Raw genomic sequence first — 13823 nt, 5'->3', positions numbered from 1 at the left:
TCGACATTGATTACTAAGAACCGACGCTATACTTAAAGCATTCTTAACTTTAAATTAAAGATAAGCTCATGCAGGATACCGTCCTCCCTGCCGACCTGCGCTTCTTCTCCGTGCTGGCCATGGCCGGCAGCCTGTCGGCCGCGGCGCGGGAAATGGGGCTGACCACGGCGGCGGTCAGCAAGCACCTGGCGCAGATGGAAAGCCGTGCCGGCGTGCCGCTGGTCAACCGCACCACGCGCCGGATGATGCTCACGCCCGAGGGCGAGCTCTATCTGGAGCATGCGCGCCGCATCCTGGATGAGATCGATGAATTGTCCGAGCTGCTGGGCAGCTCCAAGCGTCGCCCGGAGGGCCTGTTGCGGGTCAACGCCACGCTGGGCTTCGGGCGCAGCCACGTGGCGCCGGTGATTTCGAAGTTCGTCGGCGAGCATCCGCAGGTGTCGGTGCAGTTGCAACTTTCCGTGATGCCGCCGCCGCTGACCGACGACAGTTTCGATGTCTGCATCCGCTTCGGCGAGCCGCCCGACACGCGCGTGGTGGCGCGCCGGCTGGCGGCCAATGCGCGCCTGCTGTGCGCTACGCCGGACTATCTCAAGAAACGCGGTATGCCGATTACGCCGCACGACCTGACCAAACACAACTGCGTGGGCATCCGCCAGGGCGACGAAGCCTATGGCGTGTGGCGGCTTTCTTCCGGCTCAGGTACGGCGCGCAAGACCGAGACGGTGAAGATACGCGGCAACCTCACCACCAACGACGGCGAGATCGCCGTGAAATGGGCGCTCGATGGCCACGGCATCCTGATGCGCGCCGAGTGGGACATCCGCCCCTATCTGGAAGACGGCCGCCTGGTGCAGGTGCTGCCGGGCTGGCAAACGCCCAACGCCGACATCTTCGCGGTGTATTCGCAGCGGCACCAGATGTCCAACCGCATCCGCAGCTTTGTCGATTTCATTGCGCGCGAACTGGCTGATATTTCACCCCGGGGCTGAAAGCCTCTTACGCCCACATTCCGGCGGGGTCCTGACTTTCGTCAGGACAACGGATCAGTACGCGCTGGCCTGATCCAGCAATGCAATATCCTCGGCCGGCAACGTCAATTGCGTCGCCTCCACCAGCGCATCCAGCTGCTGCAGCGAGGTTGCGCTGGCAATCGGCGCCGTCACGCTGGGGCGGGCGATCAGCCACGCCAGCGCGACCGATGCCGGCGTGCTGGACTGGCGCTGCGCCACCGTATCGAGCGCACCGAGGATCTTCAGGCCGCGCTCATTGAGATATCCCTTCACGCGGCCACCGCGCGCGGCGCTCTTGCCGAGATCGGCTTCGGAACGGTACTTGCCGCTCAAAAAGCCGCTGGCCAGCGAATAGAAACCAATCACGCCCACGCCATGCTTGAGGCAATACGGTTCCAGCTCCGTCTCGAATGCGGCGCGTTCGATCAGGCTGTATTCCGGCTGCAGCGTCTGGTACAGCGGCAATCCCAGCCGCTCCCCCACCTCGCGCGCCTCGGCCAGCCGCCTGGCGTCATGGTTCGATGCGCCGATGATGCGCACCTTGCCCTGCTTGACCAGCGTGCCGTAGGCATCCAGGGTTTCTTCGAAAGGCGTCGACCTGTCGTCGTCGTGCGATTGGTAAAGGTCGATGTAATCGGTCTGCAGGCGGCGCAGCGAATCTTCCACTGCACGCAGGATGTAGTCCTTCTTCAAGCCGATACGGCCCTCGCCCATGTCCTTGCCGACCTTGGTGGCGATCACCACCTTGTCGCGCCGGCTGCCCTGGGCCAGCCACTTGCCGATGATGGTCTCGGATTCGCCGCCCTTGTTGCCCGGCACCCAGCGCGAGTAGACGTCGGCGGTGTCGATCAGGTTCAGGCCCGATTCGACGAACTTGTCGAGGATAGAAAAGGATGTCTTCTCGTCGATACTCCAGCCGAAGACGTTGCCGCCGAAGGCCAGCGGCGCGACGGCGATATCGGATTTGCCCAGCTTGCGGTGCTGCATGAAGCTCTCCTTGTTGTGCATGCGGCACGCTTGTCCATGAGGCGCCGCCAGTGGATGGAAGGAAAAACTGATCCTGCAATTTTATTCCTCGACTGCAATATCTGCTTGGGCCCCACGTCTTCTATACTTGCGACTTAGCAGCGAAAGAATCGGTTGGCCCCCATGCCACCGATGGACGCACGCCAATAACACCAACACCACCCGCAATAATGGAAATTGTCTTCACCGTTCTGATCCTGCTGCTCGCCGTTGCCGTCTCCGGCGTGGCAGCGCGCCTGGTCCCCTTCAAACTGCCGCTGCCGTTGTTCCAGATCGGCCTGGGCGCCGTGCTGGCGTTGCCGCTGTTCGGCTTGAAGATCAGTTTCGACCCGGAACTGTTCTTGCTGCTGTTCATCCCGCCGCTGCTGTTTACCGACGGCTGGCGCATGCCCAAGCGCGAATTCTTCCGCCTGGCGCAACCTATCCTGGCGCTGGCCCTGGGCCTGGTTTTGTTCACGGTAGTCGGCGTGGGCTACTTCATCCACTGGATGATCCCGGTGATCTCCCTGCCCTCGGCCTTCGCGCTGGCTGCGGTGCTCTCGCCCACCGACGCGGTGGCGGTGTCGTCCATCATCGGCAAGGGCCGCTTGCCAGCCTCGATGCAGCACGTGCTGGAAGGCGAGGCGCTGATGAACGACGCGTCCGGCCTGGTGGCATTCAAGTTCGCCATCGCAGCGGTAGTGACCGGGACCTTCTCGCTCCTGGATGCCAGCCTGAGTTTCGTCCTGATCTCGGTGGGCGGCATTGCCGTCGGCCTGATCGTCGCCTGGGGTTTCGGCCTGGTACGCCGCAAGATCATCGAATGGGCCGGCGACGAACCCGGCATCCAGGTGGTGCTGCTGATCCTGATCCCCTTCACCGCCTATATCTTCGCCGAACACTTCGGCCTGTCCGGCATCCTGGCGGCGGTCTCGGCGGGCATGCTGATGCCCTACATCGAAACCGCCGGCGGCGAATCGGCCGCGACCCGCATGCAGGGCCGCAGCATCATGACGATGATGGAGTTCGTGTTCAACGGCATGTCGTTCCTGTTGCTGGGCCTGCAATTGCCGGGCATCGTCAGCCTCGCCCATGCCGATGCCAAGACTGCCGGCGATGTCCCGGTGTGGCACCTGTTCGCCTACATCCTCGCCATCACCGTGGCGCTGATCGTGCTGCGCTTCATCTGGGTGTGGATCAACCTGCGCATGCGCCGCTTCGCCAACGCAGTGCGCGGCCAGAGCGGGCGCAACCGCAAGTTCGACCTGCGCCTGATCGGCATCACCGCGCTGTCGGGCGTGCGCGGCGCTATCACGCTGGCCGGCGTGATGTCGATCCCGCTGCTGCTCAAGGAACATACCCCCTTCCCGGCGCGCGACCTGCTGATCTTCCTGGCCACCGGCGTGATCGTGTGCTCGCTGCTGTTCGGCAGCTTCCTGCTGCCGTGGATGCTGAAGGACCTGCAACTGGATGCCGAGGCCAAGCGCCGCCGCACGGAAGAAATGAATGCGCGCATGCGCCTGTCGGAAGCGGCAGTGCGCCGCATCGAGGAAGCCCAGGAGCGCATCGGCCACGGCCTGGACGAGTCCGACCTGGCCTTGCTGACGGAAGTCAGCGGCAGCCTGCTGGCGACCTACCGCATGCGCATGAATGCCGAGAGCGATTCGGAAGAAACCCATCGCGCCGCCAACCGTTTCAAGCAGTTCGAACGCGAACTGCGGCTGGAGGCGATTCGCGCCGAGCGCATGGAAATCCACTACCTGCGCGCCGAGCAACGCATCAACGACGAAACATTCCTGATGCTGATCAACCAGATCGACATGGCCGAAACCTGGCTCCTGGGCTCGCTCAACGCTTCAGACTAAGACGCGCCAAAACCGGAAAAGAAAAAGCCCGCAACGGCATCGCCGTGCGGGCTTTGTTCATGCAGAAAGTACGCTCAGGCTACGGCGTTCACCGTGGTGCCGATGACTTCGCCATTAGAATTACGGGAAATCTGTTCGCGGCGGTTGCGCTGTTCAAGTTCAGCCTCTGCGCGCTTCTGGTCGGCCTGGATCTGTTCCTGGCGGAGCTGCTCGGCCTTTTGCGCCATACGCGCTTCATCGGCCCGGCGAACCGCCTCCGGATCGGTGACCGATGAGGTGGCGGATGTAGATGTGGTGCTGCTGGAAGTGGGTACGATTGCGAGATCGACAGACACGTTAGCCTCCTGTTGCTATCGCTGATGTTCGGTGCCAATGCTTTATGGTACGCCCATTGCCGGGCTCTGCCACGCGGCGAAAGCATGCATCGGCAAAAAAAACTGCGGCATCGGCACAGTCTGTTATACGGGAAGCAATCAATTCGGAAGAAAAGATGCCAAAAGGCAAAGCCGAATTGCCGCGCCGGCAAGTTTGGCGGGACTGGAAACTCAGTGGCAATCCGGTACGTTCTGGTCCAGATAAACCTCGAAGGCTACGCTGTTGGACCACTTTTTCCTGACGCCGGCCCAGAAGGCAGCATCCCAGCGGCCGGCCGCCTGCCTGAGCGCGGCGAGATCGGCAGCGTCGGCGCCGCGCACCTTCAACACCAGCGCCTGGCGGCCGACGGGCGCCAACTGGGCGGAGAATTTCTTCCACTCGGGCAGCTTCAGCAATTCCTTCATCATGCTGTCGTCATGCACGGCCGCGTCGCATTGGCCGGTGCGCACCGCCAGCAGCGAATCGGCCGGCGCGCGCATCACCTTCTCGATAGCGCCATAGCGCGAGGCCAGCGTGCCGACGTAGGGCGAGCCTTCCGAAACGCACACGGTGCGGCCCTTCATGTCGTCCCACTTCCTGATGGTGGTGTCGGTGCGCATGATGGCCATGCCGCCGGCGCGGTAGCCGGTGGAGATGACGACGGTATCGGCATCGCCCGCCTCGCCCTCGGGCGCCAGCGTCAGCACCACATCGGCGCGGCCGCTCTTGAGCGGCTGCATGGCGTTGCCGCCGGGCGCGTTTTTCAGGTAATCGGATTTGAGCTTGAACTGGGCGGCGAGATCGTCGGCCAGCACGGTATCGACGCTCTCGGGCGTGCGGAATTTCATGCCGCCCTTGTAGGCCGGCGGCACGTAATCCAGCCCCACGCGCAGGACACCGGCCTGCCGGGCCGCATCGAGCACGCCCGCCTGCACGCTGCCACAGACCAGCAGCAAGAGCGGGAAGAACAGGCGGTCGAGCTTCATGGCCTCAGGTTCAGACGTATTGGTAACGCAACAGACGGTGCTTCAATTTTTCCAGGATCACCTGGTCGATCAGTGCGGCGAGAATGGCGATGGTCAGGATATTGGCCATCACCCCCACCATGTCGGCGGTCTCGCCGGAATACGCCAGTGTACGGCCCAGCCCCTTGCCGAAGCCGACCAGCATCTCGGCCGAAATCAGCGCGCGCCAGGCATTGCCGAAGGCCAGCTGGGCGCCGGTGATCAGCTCCGGCATCACCGCCGGCAGGTAGACCCGGCGCAGCATGCCCAGGCGCGACGCGCCCATCACGCGCGCGGCCGACACATGCACCTGCTGCACGCTTTCAGTCGCGTTCATCACCGACAGTGCGGCCGGGAAGAATGCGGCGATGGCCACCACCACGATCATCGGCAGGTTGCCGAAACCCATCAGGATCAGGAACAGCGGCACCCAGGCGATCGACGGAATCGACTGCAGGATCACGATGGCCGATTTGAGCACCTCGCGGAAGAAGAACAGCACCGCGCCGACCAGCCCGAAACCGATGCCGAACAGCAGCGCCGAGCCATAGCCCAGCCCCAGCCGGTACAGGCTGCCGTACAGCGCCAGCCGGAAATTATTGGACTGCACTTCCTCCCACAGCCGCACCACCACCGACGGCACGCCCGGCATCAGGAACGACGGCAGCGACCACGCGGCGATCTGCCACATCAACAGGATGGAAGCGATCGCCAGCACCATGGCGAGTTTCTTGCGGAGACCGGTAACGCGACGCTGAGAGCTCATAACGCTTATAAATGACGATGGCCGGAAACCTCCGGCCAAGGAAAATCGGGATTGGAGTTCTGCGCGGCGATGCTGCCACCGCCGCGCAGGATATTACAGCTTACGGGCGTTTTGCCAGGACAGGTCGGTGATCGAGTTGACGTCGAACGGCTTGCCGTCACGCGTCTTCAGTGCACCTTGCTCCTGCAGGATGTTGGAAATTTCCTGCATGCGGTCCTGGTCCTTCTTGGAGATCTTGGGGGTGAAGGTCTGGCTCTTGATGGCGTCGCGGATCACGTCTTCGCGCAGCACTTCGCCATGCTTGAGCGTCTTCAGGGTAGGCTCGGCGATGAAGTAGCCGGCAATCAGCTTGGAGGCTTCGGCAGGCTTCTTCTGCAGCAGCGCGATGGCGTCGCGCTGGGCATCCAGCGACTTCCACACGGCGTCGCGGCGCTTCTTCAGCGTATCGCCCGAGGTGATCACCACCATGCAGGGGAAGGGCCAGACTTCACCGATTTCATAGATCTGCTTGACCGGCGCGATCAGTTGCGCGATGCGCGCCTGCGGCTCGAACAGGAAGGCGGCGTCGACGCGCTTGCCCACCAGCGACTGCACCGCCACCTGCGGCGACACGCCCATCACGTTCACGTCGTCCGGCTTGACGCCGGCATCCTTGAGCACCACCCCCTTCAGCACGGTGTCGGCGGTGCTGCCTTCGGCTTGCGAGGCCAGGGTCTTGCCCTTGAGGTCGGCCACCTTGTTGATGCCGGAGTCTTCACGCGCCACCAGCGCGTGGTAGCCCAGCTGCGCGCCGCCCACCACTTTCAGGTCGGCGCCCTTGGAAGCCCAGGCCACGGCGTTGGAGAAGCCGAACACGCCGCTGTCGAGCTGGCCGCCGACGATGGCCTTGACCAGGTCGGTACCGGACTTGAATTCGATCAGTTCCACATCCAGGCCGTACTTCTTGTACAGGCCGGCTTCATAGGCGGCCATCGCTTGCGCGTCGTCCATCACGCGCAGGTAGCCGATCTTGAATTTCTCCAGCGCCAGCGCGTTGTTGGCGAAAGCCAGTGCGGCCAATGCGGGAACCAGGATGCGTGCGAGTTTCATACTCCAACCCCTTCTAGTGTTTTTGAAAAATCATCCTGTTCGGCATGGATGCCGAGCAGGCAAAGGATCTCGCGGCGGATGGCCGCGAATTCGGACAGGTCGTGCGTCTTTTCGTGATGCACCAGGTTGAATTCCTTGAGCACCTTGGCCGGGCGTGGGCTGAACACGAAGATGCGGTCGGCCAGGAACAGCGCCTCATCCACATCATGCGTGACCAGCAGCACGGTCGGTCCCTGCTGGCGGATCAGGTCGCGCAGCGCGTCCTGCAGCGTCATGCGGGTGAGCGCATCGAGCGCACCGAAGGGTTCATCCAGCAGCAGCGCCTTCGGCTGCGAAATGAAGGCGCGCGCCAGGGCCGCACGCTGGCGCATGCCGCCCGAGACCTGGTGCGGGTAATACGATTCGAAGCCCTTGAGCTTGACGTTCTCCAGCCACACGCGCGCCTGTCCGGCCGCCTTTTTCTTGTCGACCTTCTGGAATTCCAGCGCCAGCGCCACGTTCTGCTCCAGCGTGAGCCAGGGATACAGGGCGTTTTCCTGGAACATCAGCGTGCGTTCCGGATGCGGCGACTTGATTTCCTGGCCGTCGCCGGTGATCGAGCCCGAACTGACTTTTTCCAGGCCGGCGGCAATGTGCAGCAGGGTCGACTTGCCGCAGCCGGACGGGCCGACCAGCGCAACCAGTTCGCCCGATTCGATGTCGCGGCTGAATTCGTCGATCACATGCAAGCCGCCGAAATGCTTGGCGACGTTCTTGAAAGATAGCTTCATGTCGTCCCGCGGCGCATGGGCAGCCGCTGCAGTGGATAGGATTGGTTGGGAAGGAGGATGACTGGCGAACGATCCGGCGGTGTCTTGCGCGGCGCCGATGCCCTGCGGCCTGTGGCCGTCTTGTCTGGCATGCGGGCGAAATCCCCATTTATTTCACGTTAGCGCTGGACTTTACTGTTGCTGCCAAGACAAGACAACTACTTTAAATTCTTATGCTTATTCGAAATTCGAATAAGGAGGCCTCAAAAATTGCATAAAGAGAAAAAGATTTGCCAATGCAACCTCAGGGCAACTTGATCTCCCTCTTGGCCAGGAGAGCCTGCACACTGGGATAATCCAGCCGCAAACCCAACTCCTGCTTGAGCCGCCGGTTATCCAGCCGGCGCGATTCCGACATGAACGACAGCATCATCGGCGATACGCCACGTTCCAGCTCAGCCCGCGGCAAGCGGGGTGGACGCGAAAGTCCCATGGCATCGGCCACGGCGTCGAAATAATCGGCCATCTTCAACTCGGTGTCGTCCACCGCATGGTAGATGCGGTTGGGCGAGCCGCGCCACAGGGCCGCGACGGCTGCACGCGCCAGGTCGTCGGCATGGATGTGGTTGGTGTAGACATCGTCGGCGGCCACCAGCGCGGGCGTGCCTTTCTGCAGGCGCTCGACGGGCAGCCGGTCGGCTGCATAGATACCGGGAACGCGCAGGATGGACAAGCGTGCGCCGCAGCGCCTGGCCCAGGCGCGCAGCACGTTTTCCGCATCCACGCGGCGCACCGCACGGGCATTCTGCGGCCTGACCGGATGGGTTTCATCAAAACGCTCGCCGCCGCAATCGCCGTACACCCCGGTGGTGCTGATATAAACCAGGCGCGTGCCCTCGGGTAAAATGGCGGCCAAATTGCGGGTGCGGCGGTCATATTGGCCTGCCGACTGCGGTGGCGCCAGATGTAAGACGGTCGGCGCCAGTCGCGCCAGCCGGCCCAGCGTATGCGGCCGGTCAAGGTCGGCCACGATGGGGACCGCGCCGGCCGCGCGCAGTTCGGCACAGCGTTGCGGGTTGCTGGTAACGGCCAGCACGCGGTAGCGCGGCAGCAACAGCGGCAGCAAGCGCAGACCAACATCGCCGCAACCCAGTATCAAAACACGTGGCAAGCCAAGTTTTTTCACAGTTTCCTTAACCTATTTTCCTTAGTCCAGAAGCAGAATTGTATGAGTTTCCAAGTCACAGTCCAGCCAAGCGGCCGCCAATTCACCTGCGATGAAGGCGAAACCATCCTCAATGCGGCCATCCGCGCAGGCGTGGGCCTGCCCTATGGCTGTAAAAACGGCGCCTGCAGTTCGTGCAAGGGCAAGCTGGTCTCGGGAGAAGTCGAGCACGGCCCGCACCAGGAGCGCGCGCTGTCGGCCAACGACGAAAAGCTGGGATTTTCGCTGTTCTGCTGCGCCAAGCCGCAGTCGGACGTGACGATCGAAGCGCGCGAAGTGGCCGGCGTGGGCGAATTCCCGGTCCGCAAACTGCCGGTGCGCGTAGCCGCGCTGGAAAAGAAGGCCGACGACGTCATCGTGCTCTCGCTGCAGTTGCCGGCCAACGACCGCCTGCAGTACAAGGCCGGCCAGTACGTCGAGTTCCTGCTGCGCGACGGCAAGCGCCGCAGCTACAGCATGGCCAACGCGCCGCACAAGGACGAGCACATGAGCCTGCACATCCGCCACCTGCCGGGCGGCCTGTTCACCGACCAGGTGTTTTCCACAATGAAGGAACGCGACATCCTGCGCATCGAAGGCCCGCTGGGCACCTTCTTCCTGCGCGAGGATTCGGAAAAGCCGATTGTGCTGCTGGCCTCGGGTACCGGCTTCGCGCCGATCAAGGCGATCGTCGAGCAGCTCGAAAACGCCGGCTCGACGCGCCCGGTCACGCTGTACTGGGGCGGCCGCCGCCCGCAAGACATGTACATGAACGAACTGTGCGAAGCATGGGCGCGCACGCTGCCCGCCTTCACCTATGTGCCGGTGGTGTCCAATGCGCAGCCGGAAGACAACTGGAACGGCCGCACCGGTTTTGTCCACCAGGCGGTCATGGCCGACTTCCCGGACCTGTCCGGCCACCAGGTCTATGCCTGCGGCGCCCCCATCGTGGTGGAATCGGCGCAGCGTGACTTCGTGGCCCAGTGCAAGCTGCCGGAAGACGAGTTCTACGCCGATTCCTTCACCTCGGAAGCCGACCTGGCCAGCAGCGCACCGGCCACCAACTGAGGCTGCACAAGCCCCGGCGAGGCCCGCGCGTGTCACGCAGCCGTCATGCGCGTTTGCGATCATGGCGCAAGTCGGTGCCGATTTCGGAAAAGGTGTGGTGCGACGGCAGGCGATGCAAATGCAACGCTTGCCGGATTCAGGCAGAATGACGGTCAATTCTTTTTGACGCTGTGCGCAAAACGTCCTAATATTGAACGCATGATCGCCAACGCCACATTTTTACGACGTCGCAGCCAACCTCAAGGAGGTTTGCTGCTGTGCGCGTGAGATGAAACGAATCGCGAAGCCACAGGCAAACCCTGTGGCTTTTTTTTATCCGCCATTTCGGGTTGCCGTGCGCTTTCCACCGTTTCAGAACCTGTTCAACGTCTCGGCGGGAGTTGGGCAAATGTCATTTCAGGATGGGATGCAAGGCGCAAAACGTAGTCGGGCCGATGGCCCGGCGAGGCTTTGCAACGCAGCAGACCGCCTGAAAGGGCATTTGAACAACCCCGATGAGACGTTGAGCAGGTTCTTAGGCCGGTCTGCCCCGCACCATCCCCATCCACCCATTCTTGCAGGAGCCCATCGATGGAATACAAAGATTTCGACAGCAACAAGCTGATGTACGTCACCAACCGCCCCGAACTGGTGTTCACCGAAGGTGACGGCATGTGGCTGACCGACCATCAGGGCAAACGCTACCTGGATTACCTGCAAGGCTGGGCGGTCAACGCGCTGGGCCACTCGCCGCAATGCATCCAGGACGCACTGGTGGCGCAATCCAAGAAGCTGCTCAATCCCTCGCCCGCGTTCTACAACGCGCCGTCGATCGAGCTGGCCAACCTGCTGACCGCGAACTCGGTGTTCGACCGCGTGTTCTTCGCCAACAGCGGCGCTGAAGCCAACGAAGGCGCCATCAAGCTGGCGCGCAAATGGGGCAAGAAGAACCCGGCCACCAACGGCGACTCCCGCTTCGAGATCATCACCTTCAAGCACAGCTTCCACGGCCGCACCATCGCCACCATGTCGGCCAGCGGCAAGGACGGCTGGGACACCATGTTCGCGCCGCAAGTGCCGGGCTTCCCCAAGGCCACGCTGAACGACCTGGCCAGCGTCGAGAAACTGATCACCAAGCACACCGTCGCCGTGATGCTGGAGCCGGTGCAAGGCGAAGGCGGTGTGATCCCCGCCACCCGCGAATTCATGCAAGGCCTGCGCCGCCTGACCAAGCAGGCCAACCTGCTGCTGATCGTCGATGAAGTGCAAAGCGGCATGGGCCGTACCGGCGAACTGTTCGGCTACCAGCTCTCGGGCATCGAGCCGGACATCATGACGCTGGGCAAGGGCATCGGCGGCGGCGTGCCGCTGGCGGCACTGCTGGCGCGCGAAGAAATCGCCTGCTTCGAAGCCGGCGAACAGGGCGGCACCTACAACGGCAACCCGCTGATGACGGCGGTAGGCGTGGCGGTGATCAAGGAACTGTTGAAGCCCGGCTTCCTGGAAACCGTGCGCGAACGCGGCCAATACCTGCGCGAACGCTCGCTGGCGCTGTGCGAAAAGTACGGTTTCGAAGGTGAGCGCGGCGAAGGCTTGCTGCGTGCGCTGGATCTGGGCCGCGACATCGGCCCGCAGATCGTCGAGACTGCGCGCGACATGGGACCGGTGGGCCTGCTGCTGAATTCGCCGCGCCCCAACCTGCTGCGTTTCATGCCGTCGCTCAACGTCAGCAAGGACGAAATCGACCAGATGTTCTCCATGCTGGAAGACGTGCTGGTCAAGATCGGGCAATAAGCAATGCGGACGCGTCGCTTACCGGGAATGTCCGATCCGGCGGTTATGCCGCCTGCTTCTGCCGTCCCGGCTGCGATGCGCCCGGCCGGCGCCATTGCGGCGCTGTGCGTCGCCTTGGTGCTGGCTGCATGCGGCACAGCGCCCCCTGTCGAACGCCTGCCGGGCGCCCCGGAATCGAATACGCCGGCGCTGCCGGCATCCGACGCCGGCAATGAAGTCGCCATCTATGCCCTCTCGCTGATCGACACCGGCTACCGCTTCGGCGGCAAGAATCCCTCGGCCGGCCTGGATTGCAGCGGCATGGTCAGCTACATCTTCGGACAGGCCGCCAACTACAGGATCAGCGGCAGCGCCGCCGATATCGCCCGCAAGGGCCGCCAGATCGATGCCAGCCAATTGCGCGCCGGCGACCTGGTGTTCTTCAACACCATGAACAAGCCCTTCTCGCACGTGGGCATCTACCTCGGCGACGGCCGTTTCGTGCATGCGCCATCGACCAACGGCCGTGTGCACATCACGCGCATGGACAACCCCTACTTCTCCAAACGCTTCGAGATGGCGCGCAGCTATTTCAACTGAACTCCTCGCCCCGCTATTCCAGCTTTTGCGCGTTGGCTTCCCAGTTGCGGCCATCGAAATCGGTGTACGCGATCCCGCTGCCGGCCAGGTCGAAATCGTCCAGACAGCGCACATTGATGGTGTAAAGCTCGGGAGCCGCGCGCGGCCGCGTAAAGACATGGATGCCGCAGCGGGTACAGAAATGGTGCCTGGCCGCCATGCTGCCGAACTGGTAGGTTCCCAGGCTGGCCTCGCCTGACAGTAGCGTGAAATTTTCCGGCTGCACGCGCTGGTGCAGAAAACCCTTCTTGCTGCAGATGCTGCAATTGCAGACGGTCACGCGCTCTATCGCCACCTTCGCTTCAAATGTCACCGCGCCGCAATGGCAACTGCCGTGATAGGTCGGAAGGTCCGGTTGCATGTCGCGCTCCTGGCGAACGGAATGGGGAAGATCAGGCCGGTAGTTTGCGCGCGGCACGCACGCGCGGTTTGGCGGCTGCGGTGCCGGCTTTGGATTTGGCAGTCACCTTGGATACCGGCGTCTTGGTCTTGGCCACGATCTTGCCCGGCGCGCGCTTGCGTCCAGGCGCCTTGCCGGCGGTCTTGGCATCGCCGGCCTCGTGCTTTTCCTGGCCGCCATATTGTGCCGTCAAGTTAGCGCTGTAGCGGGTGAACGAAATATCCATGTGCCGCCGCATTGCCTCGCGCGCCTGTTCGGGGTCGCGCGCATGCAGCGCCTTCATCACCCGCGAATGCTCCTCGATCGCCTCGTACCACACCACCTTGCTGTCGAAATGGCTGTGCAGGCGCTTGAACAGCGGCCCCAGGCGCGCATCGAACAACTGCGTCACCAGCCCCACCAGCACGCTGTTGCCAGTGGCTTCGGCCACCCGGATATGGAACAGGCGATCGGCCTGCAAGGGATTGATCCCGGCATTGGTGTGCTCGATCATCAGCTGGAAGGCTTGCTCGATGGCTTCGATCTGCGCCTGGTTGGCATTGCTGGCGGCGGCATAAGCCACCTCGCCTTCAATCATCTCGCGCGCACGGATCAGTTCCAGCGGTCCTTCTTCGCTGGAGAGATCGATCTGCCCTTCGCGCGGCGCCGGCGGACAGACATAGATACCCGACCCCATGTGCACTTCAATATAGCCTTCGACTTCCAGCGCGATCAGCGCCTCGCGCAACGAAGGCCGGCTCACGCCGAGCTGCACCGCCAGGTCGCGCTCTGACGGCAATCGGGAGCCGACCGGAAATTCGCCGTCGACGATCAGTTTGCGCAACTGGTCGCTGATCTGCCGGTATAACCGCTGCGGCTCAATCGCTTCTATGGGCATGGATGAATCCGATCAAGTTTTTATCTGCCTGGAAACCG

14 protein-coding genes are annotated in these 13823 nt (G+C 62.8%); 5 read left to right on the top strand and 9 right to left on the bottom strand.

Going from position 1 to position 13823, the window contains the following annotated elements; all coding sequences use genetic code 11:
* Positions 1 to 68 precede the first annotated feature (68 nt).
* Entirely contained in the window at positions 69 to 992 is a 924-nt protein-coding gene (locus AKL28_RS14700) for a LysR family transcriptional regulator (RefSeq protein WP_050468913.1), read from the top strand.
* Between the two features lie 54 nt (positions 993 to 1046).
* On the opposite strand, the gene AKL28_RS14695 is transcribed toward AKL28_RS14700, so the two are convergent.
* Complete coding sequence (locus AKL28_RS14695) at positions 1047 to 2000, bottom strand: aldo/keto reductase (protein WP_050468952.1); 954 nt, start codon at positions 1998 to 2000, stop codon at positions 1047 to 1049.
* 209 nt (positions 2001 to 2209) lie between these two features.
* On the opposite strand from AKL28_RS14695, the gene AKL28_RS14690 reads away from it, so the two are divergent.
* On the top strand, positions 2210 to 3883 hold the full coding sequence (locus AKL28_RS14690; RefSeq protein WP_050468912.1) for a Na+/H+ antiporter: 1674 nt from the start codon (positions 2210 to 2212) through the stop codon (positions 3881 to 3883).
* Between the two features lie 74 nt (positions 3884 to 3957).
* Here AKL28_RS14690 and AKL28_RS24505 read toward each other — a convergent pair whose 3' ends face one another.
* The 6 genes from AKL28_RS24505 to AKL28_RS14665 all read right to left on the bottom strand — a co-directional run bounded on the left by AKL28_RS24505 (position 3958) and on the right by AKL28_RS14665 (position 9031).
* Positions 3958 to 4218 (bottom strand): hypothetical protein, encoded by a 261-nt coding sequence (locus tag AKL28_RS24505; RefSeq protein WP_156226356.1) that lies wholly within the window; start codon positions 4216 to 4218, stop codon positions 3958 to 3960.
* A gap of 210 nt (positions 4219 to 4428) precedes the next feature.
* A complete protein-coding gene (locus tag AKL28_RS14685; protein WP_050468911.1) occupies positions 4429 to 5223 on the bottom strand; it encodes a type 2 periplasmic-binding domain-containing protein in 795 nt (264 codons plus the stop codon).
* Positions 5224 to 5233: 10 nt separating this feature from the next.
* Entirely contained in the window at positions 5234 to 6007 is a 774-nt protein-coding gene (locus AKL28_RS14680; protein WP_050468910.1) for an ABC transporter permease, read from the bottom strand.
* Between the two features lie 93 nt (positions 6008 to 6100).
* Entirely contained in the window at positions 6101 to 7096 is a 996-nt protein-coding gene (locus tag AKL28_RS14675; RefSeq protein ID WP_050468909.1) for an ABC transporter substrate-binding protein, read from the bottom strand.
* Positions 7093 to 7866 (bottom strand): ABC transporter ATP-binding protein, encoded by a 774-nt coding sequence (locus AKL28_RS14670; RefSeq protein ID WP_050468908.1) that lies wholly within the window; start codon positions 7864 to 7866, stop codon positions 7093 to 7095. The genes AKL28_RS14675 and AKL28_RS14670 overlap by 4 nt, the downstream gene beginning before the upstream one ends.
* Positions 7867 to 8149: 283 nt before the next feature.
* A complete protein-coding gene (locus tag AKL28_RS14665; RefSeq protein ID WP_050468907.1) occupies positions 8150 to 9031 on the bottom strand; it encodes an SDR family oxidoreductase in 882 nt (293 codons plus the stop codon).
* A 42-nt stretch (positions 9032 to 9073) separates the two neighbouring features.
* Here AKL28_RS14665 and AKL28_RS14660 point away from each other — a divergent pair, with 42 nt between their 5' ends.
* The 3 genes from AKL28_RS14660 to AKL28_RS14650 all read left to right on the top strand — a co-directional run bounded on the left by AKL28_RS14660 (position 9074) and on the right by AKL28_RS14650 (position 12469).
* A complete protein-coding gene (locus tag AKL28_RS14660) occupies positions 9074 to 10117 on the top strand; it encodes a CDP-6-deoxy-delta-3,4-glucoseen reductase (protein WP_050468906.1) in 1044 nt (347 codons plus the stop codon).
* A gap of 570 nt (positions 10118 to 10687) precedes the next feature.
* Positions 10688 to 11890: an acetylornithine transaminase gene (locus tag AKL28_RS14655; RefSeq protein WP_050468905.1), complete on the top strand. Its 1203-nt coding sequence runs from the start codon at positions 10688 to 10690 to the stop codon at positions 11888 to 11890.
* Between the two features lie 45 nt (positions 11891 to 11935).
* Positions 11936 to 12469, top strand: coding sequence for a C40 family peptidase (locus AKL28_RS14650; protein ID WP_050468951.1), 534 nt, complete (start codon positions 11936 to 11938; stop codon positions 12467 to 12469).
* Between the two features lie 13 nt (positions 12470 to 12482).
* On the opposite strand, the gene AKL28_RS14645 is transcribed toward AKL28_RS14650, so the two are convergent.
* Both AKL28_RS14645 and AKL28_RS14640 read right to left on the bottom strand, forming a co-directional pair.
* On the bottom strand, positions 12483 to 12869 hold the full coding sequence (locus tag AKL28_RS14645; protein ID WP_050468904.1) for a GFA family protein: 387 nt from the start codon (positions 12867 to 12869) through the stop codon (positions 12483 to 12485).
* A 31-nt stretch (positions 12870 to 12900) separates the two neighbouring features.
* Positions 12901 to 13785: a FadR/GntR family transcriptional regulator gene (locus AKL28_RS14640; protein ID WP_050468903.1), complete on the bottom strand. Its 885-nt coding sequence runs from the start codon at positions 13783 to 13785 to the stop codon at positions 12901 to 12903.
* Positions 13786 to 13823: the final 38 nt, after the last annotated feature.

Origin of the sequence: Herbaspirillum chlorophenolicum, from assembly GCF_001189955.1 — a bacterium.
Taxonomy (GTDB): domain Bacteria; phylum Pseudomonadota; class Gammaproteobacteria; order Burkholderiales; family Burkholderiaceae_D; genus Herbaspirillum; species Herbaspirillum chlorophenolicum.
Note: the sequence above shows the minus strand (reverse complement) of the source record. Positions and strands in the feature narration are given on the sequence as shown.